Below are 16,950 nucleotides of genomic sequence, written 5' to 3'. Positions count from 1 at the left end.
CTCACAGGCGGAGAAGGGGTGCCGCCGGTGACCGGCGGCACCCCGATTGCGCGGGCTATTCGCGGTTGAGGCGGGTGGTCATCTCTGTATCGGCCTCTTCGGCCACCGAGCTGAAGTCCTCGCCGTTGAGGACCTTGGTCATCAGGTCCTTGATCGGGTTGGGCTCGACCTCGACGTTGGCCCATCCGGGGGTGAGCGGCGGGAGGAAGCCGACGTCCGCTGAGGCGACCATGGCCTCGGCGAAGGTGTCGGCGGCCGGCTCGGCGGTCACGTCGGAGCGGTTGGGCACGACGGTGCCCTCCATGGCGTCGTTGAACCTCTGCGACCACTCCTGCGACGTGGCCATCGCGAGCCAGGCGCGGGCCAGCTCCTGGTCGCCCGCGCGCTCGGCGACGGCGAGGTTCGAGCCGCCGAGGAAGACATGGCCGAGCTCGTCGGCGGTCTTGCCCGGCACGGGGAAGAAGCCCCAGTCGGCCTCGCCGCCCGCCTCCTCGATGGCGGTCGTGGCGTTGACGACCTCCCAGGGCAGGCCGATCCAGCTCGCCACGTCGCCGTTCGGCACGACGTCCGTCGACTGCTGCGGCTCGCCCTCGTCGATGTCGGTCGGGGCGTCGGAGAACTCCTGGAGCTCACCGTAGAAGCCGAGGCCCGCCTCGACCTCGGGGGTGTTGAGGGTGCCCTCCCACTCGTCGCCGTTCTGCGCGGCGAACGCGCCGCCCTCGTCCGCGACGAAGCCGCCCATGACGTAGTAGGTCTGGCCCGGCAGGTAGATGGGCTCGGCCTCGGTGTTCTCGTCGATCAGCTCAAGGGCCTCGATCCACTCCTCCCGCGTGGTCGGGACCTCGGCCCCGGCCTCGGCCCAGATGCTCCGGTCGTAGACGACGACTCGGTTCGCGCCGTACCACGGGATCGAGTACAACGTGTCGTCGACCACGGCCGACTCGAGCATGCTCTCGGTCCAGGGCTCGTCGGACAGCTCGCTGAGGTCGGCGAGGCCGCCGGTGTTGGCGTATCCGACGGCCTGGGTGTTCCCCAGCTCCAGGACATCGACCGTGCCGTCCTCGGACAGGGCCGTGGTCAGGCGGTCCTGGATGCCCTCCCACTGCTGGATCTCGACATTGACCTCGACGCCGTGCTCTTCCTCGAAAGCGGCGTTGAGCTCCTCAACCCAGGGATCTGGTGCCGAGCCGCTCATCAACCATACGGTGATGGAGTCGGCGCTGCCGCCGCCCCCGTCGCTGCTGTCGTCGGAGCCGCAGGCGGCCATCGTGGCCGTCAGGGCCGCCGCGCCGACGGCAGCGATCAGCTTGCGCTTCACGTCACCCTCCTCCAAAAGGGCCGGACCCCATCACGATGTGGCCCGGTAACGGCCGTTACGTTAGTGGTGTATGCAAGAGGTGTAGACCAGTTGCACGGGAGCCTGGACTAGACCAGGGCGGGTGTCAAGGGCCCACGAGCTGCGGGCCCGGTCCGTTACAGGACCGACATCTGCTCGTGGGCATCGTCCCTGACGGGCCCGTGTCACGATGTGAGCTGCGATGTCTCGGAGGAGCCGGTGACGGCAGAACAGAACCAGTCGGAGGGGCGGGTCATGGCGAGGGACGGGGGGAGCACCGCGAGCGCCGGCGGACCGGCGGCAGCGGCCCCGACCGGCCCGGGGCCCGACGGCGCCGACCGGACACGCACGGCGCGGGTGCCGAAGTACTACCGCCTCAAGCGGCATCTCCAGCAGATGACCGAGACGCTGCCGCCCGGCACCCCCGTACCCCCGGAGCGTTCCCTCGCCAGCGAGTTCGACACCTCTCGCACAACGGTCCGTCAGGCGCTCTCGGAGCTGGTGGTCGAGGGCCGCCTCGAACGGATCCAGGGCAAGGGCACGTTCGTCGCCAAGCCCAAGGTCTCGCAGGCGCTCCAGCTGACCTCGTACACCGAGGACATGCGTGCCCAGGGCCTCGAACCCACGTCCCAGCTGCTGGAGATCGGGTACATCACCGCCGATGAGCGGCTCAGCGGGCTGCTCGACCTGCCCGCGGGCGGCCGGGTGCTGCGCATCGAGCGGCTGCGCCTGGCCAGCGGCGAGCCGATGGCCATCGAGACCACGCACCTGTCCCAGGAGCGCTTCCCCGCGCTGCGCCGCAGCCTGGTGCGGTACGCGTCCCTGTACACGGCGCTCGCCGAGGTCTACGACGTCCATCTGGCGCGCGCCGAGGAGACGATCGAGACGTCGCTCGCCAACCCCCGCGAGGCCGGGCTGCTCGGCACGGACGTGGGGCTGCCGATGCTGATGCTCTCGCGGCACTCGCGCGACACCCAGGGCGAGCCGGTGGAGTGGGTGCGCTCGGTCTACCGGGGCGATCGGTACAAGTTCGTCGCCAATCTGGAGCGCCCAGGACCCGGCGGATCGCGGTAGTCCGCGCGGAAGCCCGCACAGAAGAGCGGCAGGAGCGCGTCCGCCCCATGGTCAACGAGGCTGTCCTGGCCTAGATTCCGGCAGGTCAGTCAGAGAGGACCGGCGGGAGGACCACCGTGCATTCCCCACCTCGGGCACGCCCCACAGGAAACGCTCGTCACCTGCGACCACGATCGATCGTGATCTGGTCCCTCGTCGCCGTGGTCGGAGCCGTCGGCTGGTCGGTGCTCGCGCTCTCCCGCGGCGAGGAGGTCTCGGCCGCGTGGATGGTGGCGGCGGCGCTCGGCTCGTACGCGATCGGCTACCGGTTCTACGCCAGGTTCATCCAGAACCGGGTGCTCAAGGCCGACCCCACCCGCGCCACGCCCGCGGAGCGGATGGGGGACGGCCACGACTACCACCCGACCGACCGCAGGGTGCTGCTCGGCCACCACTTCGCCGGGATCTCGGGGGCGGGCCCGCTCGTCGGCCCCGTGCTCGCGGCGCAGATGGGCTATCTGCCGGGCACCATCTGGATCATCGTCGGCGTGATCTTCGCGGGCGCCGTGCAGGACATGGTCGTACTGTTCTTCTCGACCCGCAGGGACGGCAAGAGCCTGGGCCAGATCGCGCGCGAGGAGATCGGCCCCGTGGGCGGCGTCGCCGCGGTCATCGCGATCTTCTCGATCATGATCATCATCCTGGCGGTGCTCGCGCTCGTGGTGGTCAACGCGCTCGCCGAGTCGCCGTGGGGCGCCTTCTCGGTCGGCATGACCATCCCGATCGCCCTGTTCATGGGCATCTATCTGCGCTATCTGCGGCCCGGCAAGATCGCCGAGGTCACCCTGATCGGCGTCGCGCTCCTGCTGCTCGCCATCGTCTCGGGGCGCTGGGTGGCCAACTCGGGGCTCGCGGACGCGTTCACGCTCGACCCGCGCACGCTCGTCATCGCGCTGGTGCTCTACGGCTTCGCCGCCTCGGTCATGCCGGTGTGGCTGCTGCTGGTGCCGCGCGACTATCTGTCGACGTTTATGAAGATCGGCACCATCGCGCTGCTCGCCGTCGCGATCGTGGTGACCCTGCCGAACCTCCAGATGGAGGCCGTGACCGACTTCGCGTCCAACGGCGACGGGCCCGTGTTCGCCGGGTCGCTCTTCCCGTTCGTCTTCATCACGATCGCCTGCGGCGCCCTCTCGGGCTTCCACTCGCTGATCTCCTCGGGCACCACGCCCAAGATGATCCAGAAGGAGACCCAGGTCCGCACGATCGGCTACGGCGCCATGCTGATGGAGTCCTCGGTCGCCGTGATGGCCATCACCGCCGCGTGCGTGCTCGACCCCGGCATCTACTTCGCGATGAACGCGCCGCCCGCCGTGATCGGCGACACGGTCCAGGCCGCCTCCGACACGATCACCTCGTGGGGCTTCACGGTCACACCCGATCAACTCGCGTCGGCCGCCGAGGCGGTCGAGGAGGAGTCGCTCCTCTCGCGCACCGGTGGCGCGCCGACGCTGGCGCTCGGGGTGGCCGTCGTGCTCGCCGAGATCATCGGCGGCGACACGATGATGAGCTTCTGGTACCACTTCGCGATCATGTTTGAGGCGCTGTTCATCCTGACGGCGATCGACGCGGGCACGCGCGTGGGCCGTTTCGTGCTCCAGGACGCGCTGGCCAGCATCCACCCCAGGCTGGGCAAGCTGCGCGACAACACGTGGTGGCCCGGCATCCTGCTGATCAGCGGCATCGTCGTGGCGCTGTGGGGCTATCTGCTGTGGGTCGGCGTCAACGACCCGCTCGGCGGCATCAACACCCTCTATCCCATCTTCGGCATCTCCAACCAGCTGCTCGGCGCCGTCGCCCTGGCGATCTGCACCGTGCTGCTGGTGAAGTCCGGGCGCCTGAAGTACGTGTGGGTGACGCTGCTGCCGCTGACATGGGTCTCGGTGGTCACCCTGACCGCCAGCTGGCAGAAGGTCTTCTCCGGCGACCCCGCCGTCGGCTTCCTGGCCCGCCGCGACCAGTACCAGGAGGGCATCGACAACGGCGAACTCCTCGCGGGCGCCCAGAACATGGACGACATGCGCACCATCGTCAACACCGCGACGCTCGACGCGGTGCTCTCGGCCGCGCTGGCGCTGCTCGTCCTGATCGTCTTCGCCGACGCCCTGCGGGTGTGCGTGAAGGCGGTGCGCGACCCCGGCTCGGTGACGCTGCGCGAGACGCCGCACGTGACGTCCCGGATCATCGCGCCATCGGGGCTGATCGCCACCAAGGAGGAACGCGCCGAGCTGGTCTCGGCGGGCCTCGGCCCCGGCGGCGGCATCCCCGAGCAGTCCACGGGCGAGCGCAGGGAGGTGTCCGAGCGATGAGCCCGACCGCCGCCCCGCGCCGGGCGTTCGCCTGGCTGCGCTGGTATGTGACCGAACTCACCGGCGAGAACGCCTACGACCGGTATGTCGAGCACACCAGGCGGACGGACCCCGGCGCGCCCGTGCTCGCGCGCGGGGAGTTCGAACGGCGGCGCACCGACCGCCGTTACGCCGCCCCTTCCGACGGGCTCGGAGCGTCGTTCAAGGGCTGCTGCTGACGTTCTCCCGGCCCGCCGCCCCGCGTTCGGGGGCGGCCGGGCCGGTCCGGCCTTCTGGTCGGCGCTGGCGGTCTCGTACCGTTCTCACGGTGAGCATGGAGCGCGGGACCCGGCCGAGCGGGCCGAGCAGGCCGATCGGGACAAGTGACCTGCCCGAGGCGGCTGCTGGGGAGGCGGCCGGGGAGGCGGGGGAGGCGGCCCCGGCGCCGCCCGCCAGGGTCCGCTCCCGGCGCGGCCCCTGGCTGCTCGCGCTCGGCTTCTTCGCCGTCTACACGGCGATCTCCGTGAGCCGCTGGGTGCGCTGGCAGAACCGCTCGTGGGACCTGGGCATCTTCGAGCAGGTCGTCCGCTCCTACGCCCGCCTCGATGCGCCCGTCGCGGATCTCAAGGGGCCCGGATTCCACATCCTGGGCGACCACTTCAGCCCGGTGACCGCGCTGCTCGCCCCGTTCTACCGGGTGTTCCCGACGCCGGTGACGCTGCTCGTGGCCCAGGCCGCGCTGTTCGCGCTCGCCGTCGTGCCGGTGACGCGGGGCGCCGCGGCGCTGCTCGGGCGGGGCGCGGGTCTCGCCGTCGGGGCGGCGTTCGGGCTCTCGTTCGGCATCCAGCGCGCGGTCGACTTCGACTTCCACGAGATAGCCTTCGCCGTCCCGCTGATCGCGTTCGCCCTCGAGGCGCTGCTGCGCGAACGCTGGCGGGCGGCGCTGTGCTGGGCGCTGCCGCTCGTCCTGGTCAAGGAGGACCTGGGGCTCACGGCGGCGGCGATCGCGCTCGTGGTCGCGCTGCGCGTGCGGCGGCGCAGGCCCGAGCTGCTGCGCCTGGCCCTGGGCGCGGCCCTACTCGCCGCGGTGGCGTGCGCGGTGACCGTCGCGGTGGTCATACCGTCCTTCAACTCGGGCGGCGGCTACGACTACTGGGCCAAGATGGGCGAGAGCGGGGGCGGGCGGCTTGGCGGGCTGTTCGACGGCACGGAGGAGAAGGTCCGTACCCTGCTGTGGATCCTGGTGCCCACCACGGGGCTGCTGGCGCTGCGCTCCCCGCTGCTGCTCGTGGCGCTGCCGACGCTGGCCTGGCGGTTCGCCGCGCAGGAGCCGCACTACTGGTCCACGGACTGGCACTACGACGCCGTGCTGATGCCGGTGACCGCGCTGGCCCTGACCGACGCCGTGGTGCGGGCCAGGACCTCGGAGCGACCCTGGCTGCGCGCCTACGCCCACCACCTGCCCGCCGCGGCCCTGGCCGCCGCGGCGGCGCTGGCCACCACGCTGCCCACGGGGACGCTGACCGAGCCCGCGACCTACCGGCCCGACGCGTCGGCGCGCGAGGGCGCCAGGGTGCTCGCGGCCATACCCGACGGCGCGGAGGTGGCGGCCAACATCCGGCCGATCTCCCATCTCACGCAGCGCTGCCGGGTGTTCTGGATCGGCGGCGGCGAGGAGGACGAACCGCCGCGCTATGTCGCGTACTACGACGGGGAGCGGGACGCGAAGGAGCTGACCGACTATGTGAGCGGCCTCTACCCGGACGCGGGCCCCTGGTCGGTGGTGGCCGAGGGCGGCGGCTACTGGGTCTTTCGGCGTTGATCAACGGGTGCCGCGCGCGCCGACTCGGGAGGGCCGGTGTGGCGATTTCCAGCCGGTCGCGAATGCACACGGCGCATCGGCTCTACGGGCGGCTGGGGTTCGTTCGGGCGCCTGAGCGCGACTGGGAGCCGGTCCCGGGGCTCCGGCTTCAGGTGTTCGCACTGGCCTTTTCACCCAACCCCCTAACCGAGCACAACATATAGGGGCGCTCGCTCGGCACAGCACAAGATGTATGCTCGTGCTCGCTGTCGCCGCAGGGAATCCGGTGCGAATCCGGAACTGTCCCGCAACGGTGTGCGATGGGCTGCTTCGTGCCGCCTGTGGTGAGTCCGACCACCTGCTGACAGCGTCGTTCACGTCCGGGCCTCGAGGGCTGGGCCGGCGGACGTCACCGGCATGCCTTTGCCTTGTCACACGGCCACACGCATGCGCGGCGACGCTCGTCACTTCTCCCGCCCCCGGGCCACCGCGATTCGAGGGAGAGCACCGAGTGACCATCGCACCCGTCGCACCCGCGGAGCCGGTAACAGCCGCGTTGCCCCGCACGCTGTCCGAGCTCGCCGCCGACCTGCCGGATGTCGACCCCCGACGGGTCGCCGCCGCCGTGTCGCGGGGCGCGCCTCCCGGAGCCGACGAGGCCGCGGTGCGGGAGCTGGCGATCGAGGCGGCGGCCGGGCTGATCGCCGAGGACCCCGCCTACTCCCGGCTCGCCGCCCGGCTACTGACCCTCGCCATCCGCGACGAGGCCGCGGGCCAGGGCGCCGTGTCCTTCTCCGCCTCCGTGGCCACGGGCCACCGCGTCGGGCTGATCGCCGACGCCACCGCCGCCCTGGTCGCCCGGCACGCCGAGCGCCTTGACGCGCTGGTGGAGCGGAGCGTGGCCGAGGGCGCCGACGACAGGTTCGAGTTCTTCGGCCTGCGCACGGTCGAGTCCCGCTACCTGCTGCGCCACCCCACCACCCGCAAGGTCATCGAGACCCCGCAGCACTTCCTCCTGCGGGTCGCCTGCGGGCTCGCGGCGGGCGAGGGCGAGCAGGCGGTCGACGAGGTCGCCGCGTTCTACCGGCTGACCAGCGGCCTGGCCTATCTGCCGTCATCGCCCACTCTGTTCAACTCCGGGACGCGCCACCCGCAGATGTCGTCCTGCTACCTGCTCGACTCCCCCAAGGACGAGCTCGACTCGATCTACGAGCGGTACCACCAGGTCGCCAGGCTCTCCAAGCACGCGGGCGGCATTGGCCTGTCCTACACCCGGATCAGGGCCAGGGGTTCGCTGATCCGCGGCACCAACGGCACGTCCAACGGCATCGTGCCGTTCCTGCGCACCCTCGACTCCTCGGTCGCCGCGGTGAACCAGGGCGGCCGCCGCAAGGGCGCGGCCTGCGTCTACCTGGAGACATGGCACGCGGACATCGAGGAGTTCCTCGAGCTGCGGGACAACACCGGCGAGGACGCCCGCCGCACCCACAACCTGAACCTCGCGCACTGGATCCCCGACGAGTTCATGCGCAGGGTCGAGGCGGACGCCGAGTGGTCGCTCTTCTCCCCCGTCGACGTGCCCGAGCTGACCGACCTGTGGGGCGAGGAGTTCGACGCCGCCTACCGCAGGGCCGAGGCCGAGGGCCGCGCCAGGCGGGCCGTTCCGGCGCGGCAGCTCTACGCCCGGATGATGCGGACCCTCGCCCAGACCGGCAACGGCTGGATGACGTTCAAGGACGCCGCCAACCGCACGGCCAACCAGACCGCCGAGCCGGGCGCGGTGGTGCACTCGTCCAACCTGTGCACCGAGATCATCGAGGTCACCGACAACGGCCAGACCGCCGTGTGCAACCTCGGCTCGGTCAACCTCGCGGCCCATCTGCGCCCCGACGGCACGCCCGACTGGCAGCGCCTCGACGCCACGGTCCGCACCGCCGTCACGTTCCTCGACCGGGTCGTCGACATCAACTACTACCCCACCGCCGAGGCCGCCGCGTCCAACACCCGCTGGCGCCCTGTCGGTCTTGGCGTGATGGGCCTCCAGGACGTGCTGTTCCGGCTGCGGCTGCCGTTCGACTCCGCCGAGGCGCGCGAGCTGTCCACGCGCATCGCCGAGCGGATCATGCTCGCCGCCTACCGGACCTCCGCCGAGCTGGCCGAGCGGCACGGCGCGCACCCCGCCTGGGACGCCACGCGCACCGCCAGGGGCGTGCTCCACCCCGACCACTACCCCGACGCCTCCCCCGCCTGGCCCGATGAGTGGGCGGCGCTGCGCGCGCGCATCGCGCGCACCGGCATGCGCAACTCCCTGCTGCTCGCCATCGCCCCGACGGCCACCATCGCCTCCATCGCGGGCGCGTACGAGTGCGTCGAGCCCCAGGTGTCCAACCTGTTCAAGCGCGAGACGCTCAGCGGGGAGTTTCTTCAGGTCAACGCGTATCTCGTGGCCGAGCTCAAGCGCCTGGGCCGCTGGGACGAGGCCACCAGGGAGGCGCTGCGCGAGGGCAACGGCTCGGTGGCCGCGGTGCCGGGACTGCCGCAGGACGTGAGGGAGTTGTACCGGACGGCCTGGGAGCTGCCGCAGCGGGCGCTGATCGACATGGCCGCCGACCGCACGCCCTATCTGGACCAGAGCCAGTCGCTCAACCTGTTCATGGCCGCGCCGACCATCGGCAAGCTCAGCTCGATGTACGCCTACGCCTGGAAGCGCGGCCTCAAGACCACGTACTACCTGCGGTCGCGCCCCGCCACCCGGATCGCGCAGGCGGCCAGCACGAGCGCGGCCGCCGCCGCGCCGACCGTCCCCGAGCAGGCCGTGGCCTGCTCCCTGGAGAACCCCGAGACCTGCGAGGCATGCCAGTGACCGCCCCCACGACACCCGCCGCGGCCAAGAACCTGCTGGACCCCGGCTTCGAGCTGACGCTGCGCCCGATGCGCTACCCCGAGTTCTACGAGCGCTACCGGGACGCCATCAAGAACACCTGGACCGTCGAGGAGGTCGATCTCCACTCCGACGTGGCCGACCTGGCCAAGCTCTCCCCCGGCGAGCGGCACATGATCGGGCGTCTCGTGGCGTTCTTCGCGACGGGCGACTCGATCGTGGCGAACAACCTCGTGCTGACCCTCTACAAGCACATCAACTCCCCCGAGGCGCGCCTCTATCTGTCGCGGCAGCTGTTCGAGGAGGCCGTGCACGTCCAGTTCTATCTGACGCTGCTCGACACGTATCTGCCCGATCCCGACGAGCGGGCGGCGGCGTTCGCCGCGGTGGAGAACATCCCGTCGATCCGCGAGAAGGCGCGGTTCTGCTTCCGCTGGATGGACTCGGTGGAGAGCCTTGACCGCCTGGAGAGCAGGGCCGACCGGCGGCGCTTCCTGCTGAACCTGATCTGCTTCGCCGCCTGCATCGAGGGGCTGTTCTTCTACGGCGCGTTCGCCTACGTGTACTGGTTCCGCTCGCGGGGGCTGCTGCACGGGCTGGCCACCGGCACCAACTGGGTGTTCCGCGACGAGACGATGCACATGGACTTCGCGTTCTCCGTGGTGGACACCGTGCGCGCCGAGGAGCCCGACCTCTTCGACGCCGAGATGGAGCGCGAGGTGGCGGCCATGCTGGCCGAGGCCGTCGAGGCGGAGACGCAGTTCGCGCGGGACCTGTGCGGCGACGGGCTGCCCGGGATGAACACCGGGTCGATGCGCCAGTACCTCGAGGCGGTGGCCGACCAGCGGCTTGTCCGCCTCGGCCTGGCTCCGGTGTACGGCGCGAAGAACCCGTTCTCCTTCATGGAGTTGCAGAACGTCCAGGAGCTGACGAACTTCTTCGAGCGCCGCCCCTCCGCCTACCAGGTGGCGGTCGAGGGCAGCGTGTCGTTCGACGACGAGTTCTGACGGTCGCCGAGCGCCGGGCGCCGGTCCGCCCCCGCATGGGCGCGGGAGCGGACCGGCGTTCACGGGGTCTTGCGGATCGGCGCGCCGGTCGCAGCGCCGATCAACGCTCCGGTCAGATGCCGCAGCTGGGCGCGGACCAGTAGCGCGACGACCTGTGCGCCAGGTGCACATGGTCGTTGTGGCCTGGGTAGCCAGGGCCGAGGATCTCGTTGAAGCCGTGGTACCTGGCCTGCTGCGACAGCTGGCAGAACGACGGCGTGCCGACGAGGTCGACGGCGTCCCCGTACATGTGGCGGCTGGTGGGCGAGCCGCCCGCGGCGTTGTTGCAGGAGACGGAGCGGAAGCCGCTGCTGGTGACGATGGCGCGGTCGCCGAGGGCGTGGCGCAGGGCCTCCAGCTTCCACATGCTCACCAGGGCGTTGGCGCGCGCCTGGGAGGCGCTGACCTGGCCGCCCGACCAGTTGCTGTTGCACCGGTTGAGCTCGCCCCAGGTGAAGTGAACGGGGGTGCAGTCGTTGTCCTGGAGGTCGTAGATCTTGCCGAACGTCTGCGGCCCGGCGATGCCGTCGGCGCTGAGGCCGTACGCCTGCTGGAACCGCGTCACGGCCGCCGCCGTGGCCGGGCCGTACACGCCGTCGAGGGCGAGTACCGCGCCATAGCCGGGGTAGCCTGACACCCGGATCTGGAGCTGGCGCACATCCTCGCCCGTCGAGCCCTGCCTGAGGGTGCGGTTCCAGGTGTAGCAGCCGTCGGCATAGGCGGTGCCAGCGGTGGCCACCGTGCTGACCACGGCCGCTGATGAGATCATGACAATCGCGAGCAGGACACGCAGCGCGCGTCTCAACATGCTGCCTCCGTGGGGAGAGATACCGGTCGGTATCCAGCGTGACGCATGGGCTCAACGCGCGTCAACCATCGGGGCGTTCGCCACAGGACCAGCCCAGTGGAGCCCGTCCCGCGGCCAACGCCCCACCCCGGATCACTCCCCCTCCGGATCACTCCCCCTCCGGATCACTCCCCCTCCGGATCACTCGGCGGCCGGATCACTCGGCGTTGGGCACCGTCTCGTAGCGCGGGGTGCCCTCGGCCATCATCGTGAGCGCCTTCTTCCGCTCCCGCTTGGACAGCCGATCCAGATAGAGGCGCCCGTAGAGGTGGTCCGTCTCGTGCTGGAGGCAGCGCGCGAAGTACCCGGTGCCGCGCACCGTGATGGGGTTCCCGCTGGCGTCCTGCCCGCGGACCACGGCGTAGTCGGGGCGCGCGAGCTCGGCATAGGCGGTGGGCACCGAGAGGCAGCCCTCGTTGTTGTCGTCCAGCACCCGTGACTCGGCGGGCAGCTCGTCGAGGACGGGGTTGCACACCACCCCGACGTGCCGCACGCCGTCGTCGTCGGGGCAGTCGTAGACGAAGACCTTGAGGTCCACGCCGATCTGGTTCGCGGCCAGGCCCACGCCCTCGGCGGCGCGCTGGCTGGCGAACATGTCGTCGATCAACGCCGCGAGCTCGTCGCCGAACTCCGTGACATCCCGGCACTCCCGGTGCAGCATCGGATGGCCGACAACGGTGATCGGCCGCACCGTGCCCCGCTCCCGGTGCTCCCTCTCCCGCTCCTCGGCGTCCTTGGTGTCGTCGACGAACTCGTCGCTGACCCGCTCATCGATGTCCTGCTGCGCCATGGTCGGCCGTGTGCCTTTCCCTCATGCCAGGTCCCCGCTGCGAAACTCACAGCCCCGTCGATCCAGCCCGTCCGGCTGATCCCCACAGCTTAAAGGGCGGGCGGGGGCGCCTGTCCCCTTCTCTCAGCAGACCTCTTCGAGATCACGCCAGTCACGGGAGTCGGGGCTGTCCGCGACCCAGCCGTCGAGCAGCCCCCGCACCAGCGCCCCCGGCGCCGCCACCCCGCACTCGCGCTCGGGCGACCACATCCCGCCCGCGCCGGTGTGGCCGAGCGGCCCGGGCTGCCCGGGAACGCTGTGGTCGTGCGGGTCGTGCTGCGCCAGGCCGTCGCCCTCCTCGCTCGGCATGCGGCTCTCCGAACAGGCGCGGCACAGCAGCCGCACCGACGACGACCAGTCCTCGGCCGCGTAGCCCGCGTCCGCCGCCAGCCGCTCCAGGGCGTCGCGGTCGGACTCGGCCGCGGCCTCGATCAGTACGACCCACGTCGGCACCGCGGATGGCGCCCACAGCTCGATCTCGTCGAAGACCGGGTACACCGACGAGACGCCGCCCGTCGCGGTCGTCCGCTCGCCGCGCGGGACCCCGTCGTGCAGGACGACCTCGCCCCAGCGGCGGCCCGACGACGGCAGCGGGATGTTCTGGATCTCGATCCTGGCCGGATCGAGCCGCCGCCCCCACACCACCTCGGCCTCGCCCTCGGGCGAGAGGCGGACCGCGGCCCCGCCGAGGTCCATGGCCACGGGGGCGTCCGCGACCGCGGGGTCGCCCGGCACCGGCAGGCCGTACGCCTGCCACGCGCGCCGGGCCAGCGGCCAGTCCTGGAGCGCGGTGGCGGCGATGCCGACGTTCCACCAGTCAGGGGCGCCCGCGTCCTTCTCCAGCAGGGCGACGGCCCGCAGCCCCGCGGAGCGCGCCTGCTCCCAGTCGTGCCGGAACTTGTGCAGCAGCGCCAGGTTGAACCAGGACTCCGACAGCCAGGGCTCGAGATCGGCGGCGCGCGTCAGCAGCGCGTCCGCGTCGTCGTAGCGGCCGTCGTCGATGAGGGTGAAAGCCCGGTTGGTGGCCAGCCGCCAGTCGGTGGAAGGCCGCTGCCGGACCCTGCCGAAGATCCTCACGGTGTCCCGCCTGATTCCCGCTTCGTAGCGTGCACTTCACAGTTCTCCTGTCCGTCCAGGGCCGCATCCAACCATGGGCGGACAGGCGCCTGCTCACAGCATGGGTCAGGCGCGCGCGGCTCGCGAGACGGTGGAAGACCAGCGGGGTGAAACGCGGACGGTGAGGATTCCGTTACTCGATCCGACGGGGGGCGGGGCTCGCGGCGTCCGCCTCGTCCTCGCGGATCGACTCGATGCGGTCCATGACCTTCGACCTGAGGTCGGAGGGGACCTCGTCATGGCCGCAGCAGCGCTTCACGAGCTCCTTGACGGACTGCTCCAGGCCGTATTTCTCCAGGCACGGAGAGCACTCGTCGATGTGCTCCTGGAACTTGGCGCACTCCCCGTCCGGCATCTCGCGGTCGAGGTACTCGTAGAGGCGGCCCAGGACCTCGGAGCAGTCCGTGGGGTGTGACTGGTCACCACTCATGATCCTGAGCCTTCCTGGACCCCGGCCGGGACGAGACCGCGCTCCCTGGCGTAGTCCGCGAGCATGTCGCGGAGCTGCCTGCGGCCGCGGTGCAGCCGGGACATCACCGTGCCGATGGGTGTTCCCATGATGTCGGCGATCTCCTTGTAGGCAAAGCCCTCGACGTCAGCGAGGTAGACCGCGATGCGGAACTCCTCGGGGATCGCCTGGAGCGCCTGCTTCACGTCCGAGTCGGGCAGGTGGTCGAGCGCCTGCGACTCGGCCGACCGCAGCCCGGTGGACATGTGGGACTCGGCGCGCGCCAGCTGCCAGTCCTCGATGTCCTCCGCCGCGCTGCGCTGCGGCTCCCGCTGCTTCTTGCGGTAGGAGTTGATGAACGTGTTGGTGAGGATGCGGTACATCCACGCCTTGAGGTTGGTGCCCTCGCGGAACTGGTGGAACGAGCCGTACGCCTTGGCGTAGGTCTCCTGCACCAGGTCCTCGGCGTCCGCGGGGTTGCGCGTCATGCGCAGCGCCGCCGAGTACATCTGGTCCAGGTAGCCGAGCGCGTCGCGCTCGAAACGGGCGTTCCGCTCGGCCGTGGTCTCGGTCTCCTCGTGCGTGCCCTCGTCCGTGCCGGTGACCGGACCCACCTCCTCGAAAAGCGTCGTGAGCCCGGTGGTGCCGGACTCGTCCGCTTCGGAGGATAGACGACCCTTCGGCGGGTCCGCCTTCGGGTGCGACCGCTCGGCCGCCAGCCGGAGCGTGGCCCAGTCCACCTCGGCGGCCCTGCGGACCGGGGTCTTGGTGGGGCTCGCCGGCCAGGCGATGGAAGCCATCGGGGGTCTCCCTCTCTCGCGTGAGCGTGTCGGAGGGGGAACGCCGCGCGGGCGCCCGGCATTCCCGCGCGCCGAGGGGTGGCCGCCCCCTCAGAAGAGGGTGGCCTCCTCGGGCGCCGGAAGCTCGGCAAGCAGCTCGGGGCCGTTGTTGCGCACATTGCTCACGGCGGTGGGGACGGGGTAGGCGCGGAAGCGGCCGGGGGGCGGGGGCGCGAGCAGGCCGCGGACCTCGTCGGGGTCGGTGCGCCCCGGGTCGAGCCAGGCGTCCCAGCGCTCTGGCGGCAGCGCGAGCGGCATGCGCGGGTGGATGTCGGAGAGCGAACGCGGCGCCCGCTCCGCCTCGCCGATCCCCGCGGGGACCGGCAGCGGCTCGGTCTCGGCCTCGGTGGTGATCACGGTGCACGTGGCCCACCAGGCGCGCGGGTGGTCGTCGGGCAGCGTGCCGTCGCGCCAGAACTCGTAAAGACCGGCCAGCGCCATCACGCCGCCGTCGAGGGGCGTCACGAAGTAGGGCTGCTTGCGGGGGCGCTTGCGCTTGCCCTTCTCCTCCTCGGCGCGCTCGGCCCGCCCGGTGACCCACTCGTAGTACCCGTCGGCGGGCAGGAGGCAGCGGCGGGCGGCGAACGGGCGGCGGTAGGCCGTCTTCTCGTGCACGGTCTCGGCCCTGGCGTTGATCATCTTGACCGCGGACTCGGGGGACTTGGCCCACGAGGGCACCAGGCCCCAGCGCAGCACGCGCAGCTGGCGGACCGGCTCGGGGCCCGCGCCCTGCTCCCTGAGCGGGCGGTCGAGAACGGCGTACACCTCCTTGGTGGGCGCGACGTTCCAGTCGGCGGGGAGGGTGGCCTCGGGGTCCCAGCGCTCGATGTCGAACAGCCCCGCCAGGTCCTCGGGCCGCCTGCTCGCCGCATACCGTCCGCACATGCCGCCACCCTAACGGCTCACCCGGGAGGGCGGCCCGGCACGGAAGAACGCGCGGCCGGGGCCCCGGACTTCCGGGGCCCCGGCCTCAGTCACATCCCCGGGATGTCAGATCACAGGGGCGGGTAGGCGTTGGCCAGGAGCTCCTGGAACTGCGCGGAGAACCAGTGGCCCGACAGGGGCGCGTCGGGCAGCGCTCCCGACATGTTGTTGTTGTTGCGCGGGTTCCCCTCGTATGTGGGGTCGCACATGCGGTCGAAGCCCTTGCCCTCGTCGTTCGGGATCTCCTCGCTCGAGCCGTCGGACTCGCCCGGCGGCTTGATCCACGCGTAGGCGTCGATGTTCGGGACCGGCGACGCGGTGGGCCGCTCGCCCAGGCCCGCGCCTGACTGGTTGCACCAGTTGCCCGTCTGGATGCGGCCGTCGACGCGGCTGCCCTCGACATAGGCGTTCACATCGGTCGTCGGGCCTGGGCCCGTCGGCCGGTCGGGGCCGCCCCACCCGTTGCGCGAGGTGTCGATCAGCATGCCGATCTCGTCGTTGAAGCCCTGACTGACCAGCTCGTCGCGGAAGGCGAGGGCGAACGACTGGTTGTCGATGTAGCGGTTCCAGTCGACCCATTCCGACTCGCGCACGGACCTGCCGCCGACGGTGTCGTCGATGCTGTAGTGCGGCTCGACGGACGGGCCGTAGTTGGCGGTGTTGACGATGAAGCCCGCCACATCGTCGACGGACGCGCCGCCCGTGGTGGCGGTCTCGTGGAACAGCTCGGCCGAGGCGCCGAAGTTGTCGTCCCAGCCGATCCAGCCGTAGTGGCCCGCGTCGATGTAGTTGTAGACGTTCGGGATGTCGCCCAGCGTGTCGAGCGCGTAGGAGACGCCCTCGACGTAGTTGCCGTTGGCCAGCATCTCGTCGCACTGGTCGGTGGCCGTCTCGCGCGGGGAGACGTTGGTGATCAGGTTGGGCAGCGAGTCGATCTCGATGATCGTCACGATGCGGAGGTCCGCGTACGCCGGGTCGCCCAGGATCTCGGCGATCGGGTCGATGAACTCCTCCTTGTAGACGTCGATCTCGTCGGCGGCCAGCTCGCCGTTGGAGGCGAGCGCGGCGCAGTCGCGGCCAGGGAGGTTGTAGACGACGACCTGGAAGACGAAGTTGTCGTGCTCCTCGGCCTGGATCAGGGCGTTGTCCAGGTGCTCGCGCAGGCCCGTCGAGTTCCCGGCGGAGCCGCCGGTGATCGCGGCGCGGCGGTCGAGCCAGACCGCGGTGGGCTCGTCGGCGATGGCGTCGCCGCCGGGCTCGGCCGCGGCGTTGGCCGACCAGTCGGGGTTCACATAGACGCCCGCGTCCTCGTAGGGGTTGTCCACCCGGTCCCCTGGCGGGTCGGGGTCAGGGTCGGGGTCGGGGTCGGGCCCTGGGCCGCCGTCGTCACCGCAGACGACGCCGTTGACGGAGAACGCCGTGGGCGCGGCGTTGGCGCCGGAGTAGGTGAAGTTGGCCCCGGTGGAGACGGAGGCCCCCGGG

Annotated in this window: 14 protein-coding genes and 1 riboswitch; of the genes, 6 read left to right on the top strand and 8 right to left on the bottom strand. The window is 71.2% G+C overall.

Annotated features, from left to right (window positions below; genetic code table 11):
- Positions 1 to 55: 55 nt before the first annotated feature.
- The gene (locus DEH69_RS02635; protein ID WP_113685233.1) at positions 56 to 1,318 is read right to left on the bottom strand and encodes an extracellular solute-binding protein; all 1,263 of its coding nucleotides are present in this window, start codon (positions 1,316 to 1,318) and stop codon (positions 56 to 58) included.
- Positions 1,319 to 1,591: 273 nt separating this feature from the next.
- On the opposite strand from DEH69_RS02635, the gene DEH69_RS02630 reads away from it, so the two are divergent.
- The 6 genes from DEH69_RS02630 (at position 1,592) to DEH69_RS02605 (ending at position 10,426) form a co-directional block, all read left to right on the top strand.
- Positions 1,592 to 2,410, top strand: coding sequence for a GntR family transcriptional regulator (locus DEH69_RS02630; RefSeq protein ID WP_181727230.1), 819 nt, complete (start codon positions 1,592 to 1,594; stop codon positions 2,408 to 2,410).
- 116 nt (positions 2,411 to 2,526) lie between these two features.
- The gene (locus DEH69_RS02625; RefSeq protein ID WP_113685232.1) at positions 2,527 to 4,758 is read left to right on the top strand and encodes a carbon starvation CstA family protein; all 2,232 of its coding nucleotides are present in this window, start codon (positions 2,527 to 2,529) and stop codon (positions 4,756 to 4,758) included.
- Positions 4,755 to 4,976 (top strand): YbdD/YjiX family protein, encoded by a 222-nt coding sequence (locus DEH69_RS02620; RefSeq protein WP_113685231.1) that lies wholly within the window; start codon positions 4,755 to 4,757, stop codon positions 4,974 to 4,976. The genes DEH69_RS02625 and DEH69_RS02620 overlap by 4 nt, the downstream gene beginning before the upstream one ends.
- A gap of 95 nt (positions 4,977 to 5,071) precedes the next feature.
- Positions 5,072 to 6,559: a DUF2079 domain-containing protein gene (locus DEH69_RS02615; protein ID WP_113685230.1), complete on the top strand. Its 1,488-nt coding sequence runs from the start codon at positions 5,072 to 5,074 to the stop codon at positions 6,557 to 6,559.
- A 215-nt stretch (positions 6,560 to 6,774) separates the two neighbouring features.
- Positions 6,775 to 6,919, top strand: a riboswitch (cobalamin riboswitch).
- Between the two features lie 130 nt (positions 6,920 to 7,049).
- Positions 7,050 to 9,401, top strand: a complete 2,352-nt coding sequence (locus tag DEH69_RS02610) for a ribonucleoside-diphosphate reductase subunit alpha (RefSeq protein ID WP_113685229.1) — start codon at positions 7,050 to 7,052, stop codon at positions 9,399 to 9,401.
- A complete protein-coding gene (locus tag DEH69_RS02605; RefSeq protein WP_113685228.1) occupies positions 9,392 to 10,426 on the top strand; it encodes a ribonucleotide-diphosphate reductase subunit beta in 1,035 nt (344 codons plus the stop codon). The genes DEH69_RS02610 and DEH69_RS02605 overlap by 10 nt, the downstream gene beginning before the upstream one ends.
- A gap of 112 nt (positions 10,427 to 10,538) precedes the next feature.
- Here DEH69_RS02605 and DEH69_RS02600 read toward each other — a convergent pair whose 3' ends face one another.
- The 7 genes from DEH69_RS02600 to DEH69_RS02570 form a co-directional block, all read right to left on the bottom strand.
- On the bottom strand, positions 10,539 to 11,273 hold the full coding sequence (locus tag DEH69_RS02600; RefSeq protein WP_113685227.1) for a D-Ala-D-Ala carboxypeptidase family metallohydrolase: 735 nt from the start codon (positions 11,271 to 11,273) through the stop codon (positions 10,539 to 10,541).
- Positions 11,274 to 11,469: 196 nt separating this feature from the next.
- Complete coding sequence (gene def, locus DEH69_RS02595) at positions 11,470 to 12,102, bottom strand: peptide deformylase (RefSeq protein WP_113685226.1); 633 nt, start codon at positions 12,100 to 12,102, stop codon at positions 11,470 to 11,472.
- A 123-nt stretch (positions 12,103 to 12,225) separates the two neighbouring features.
- A complete protein-coding gene (locus DEH69_RS02590) occupies positions 12,226 to 13,218 on the bottom strand; it encodes a tetratricopeptide repeat protein (protein ID WP_113685225.1) in 993 nt (330 codons plus the stop codon).
- Between the two features lie 172 nt (positions 13,219 to 13,390).
- Positions 13,391 to 13,687: a mycothiol system anti-sigma-R factor gene (rsrA, locus tag DEH69_RS02585; RefSeq protein ID WP_113685224.1), complete on the bottom strand. Its 297-nt coding sequence runs from the start codon at positions 13,685 to 13,687 to the stop codon at positions 13,391 to 13,393.
- Positions 13,684 to 14,505 (bottom strand): sigma-70 family RNA polymerase sigma factor, encoded by an 822-nt coding sequence (locus tag DEH69_RS02580; protein ID WP_113685223.1) that lies wholly within the window; start codon positions 14,503 to 14,505, stop codon positions 13,684 to 13,686. The genes rsrA and DEH69_RS02580 overlap by 4 nt, the downstream gene beginning before the upstream one ends.
- A gap of 90 nt (positions 14,506 to 14,595) precedes the next feature.
- Entirely contained in the window at positions 14,596 to 15,429 is an 834-nt protein-coding gene (locus DEH69_RS02575) for an SOS response-associated peptidase (RefSeq protein WP_113685222.1), read from the bottom strand.
- Positions 15,430 to 15,539: 110 nt separating this feature from the next.
- On the bottom strand, positions 15,540 to 16,950 hold a 1,411-nt coding region (locus tag DEH69_RS02570), incomplete at its 5' end, for a glycoside hydrolase family 6 protein (protein ID WP_113685221.1).

The organism is Streptomyces sp. PT12 (genome assembly GCF_003311645.1).
In the GTDB taxonomy this organism is placed as follows: Bacteria; Actinomycetota; Actinomycetes; order Streptomycetales; family Streptomycetaceae; genus Streptomyces.
This window is presented reverse-complemented; position numbering and strand designations above follow the sequence as displayed.

Excerpts from the sequence above, each read along its gene's own strand:
- DEH69_RS02630 (WP_181727230.1), top strand. The coding sequence starts at position 1,592 with ATGGCGAGGGACGGGGGGAGCACCGCGAGCGCCGGCGGACCGGCGGCA.
- DEH69_RS02620 (WP_113685231.1), top strand. The coding sequence starts at position 4,755 with ATGAGCCCGACCGCCGCCCCGCGCCGGGCGTTCGCCTGGCTGCGCTGG.
- DEH69_RS02615 (WP_113685230.1), top strand. The coding sequence starts at position 5,072 with ATGGAGCGCGGGACCCGGCCGAGCGGGCCGAGCAGGCCGATCGGGACA.
- DEH69_RS02605 (WP_113685228.1), top strand. The coding sequence starts at position 9,392 with ATGCCAGTGACCGCCCCCACGACACCCGCCGCGGCCAAGAACCTGCTG.
- DEH69_RS02600 (WP_113685227.1), bottom strand. The coding sequence starts at position 11,273 with ATGTTGAGACGCGCGCTGCGTGTCCTGCTCGCGATTGTCATGATCTCA.
- def (WP_113685226.1), bottom strand. The coding sequence starts at position 12,102 with ATGGCGCAGCAGGACATCGATGAGCGGGTCAGCGACGAGTTCGTCGAC.
- rsrA (WP_113685224.1), bottom strand. The coding sequence starts at position 13,687 with ATGAGTGGTGACCAGTCACACCCCACGGACTGCTCCGAGGTCCTGGGC.
- DEH69_RS02580 (WP_113685223.1), bottom strand. The coding sequence starts at position 14,505 with ATGGCTTCCATCGCCTGGCCGGCGAGCCCCACCAAGACCCCGGTCCGC.
- DEH69_RS02575 (WP_113685222.1), bottom strand. The coding sequence starts at position 15,429 with ATGTGCGGACGGTATGCGGCGAGCAGGCGGCCCGAGGACCTGGCGGGG.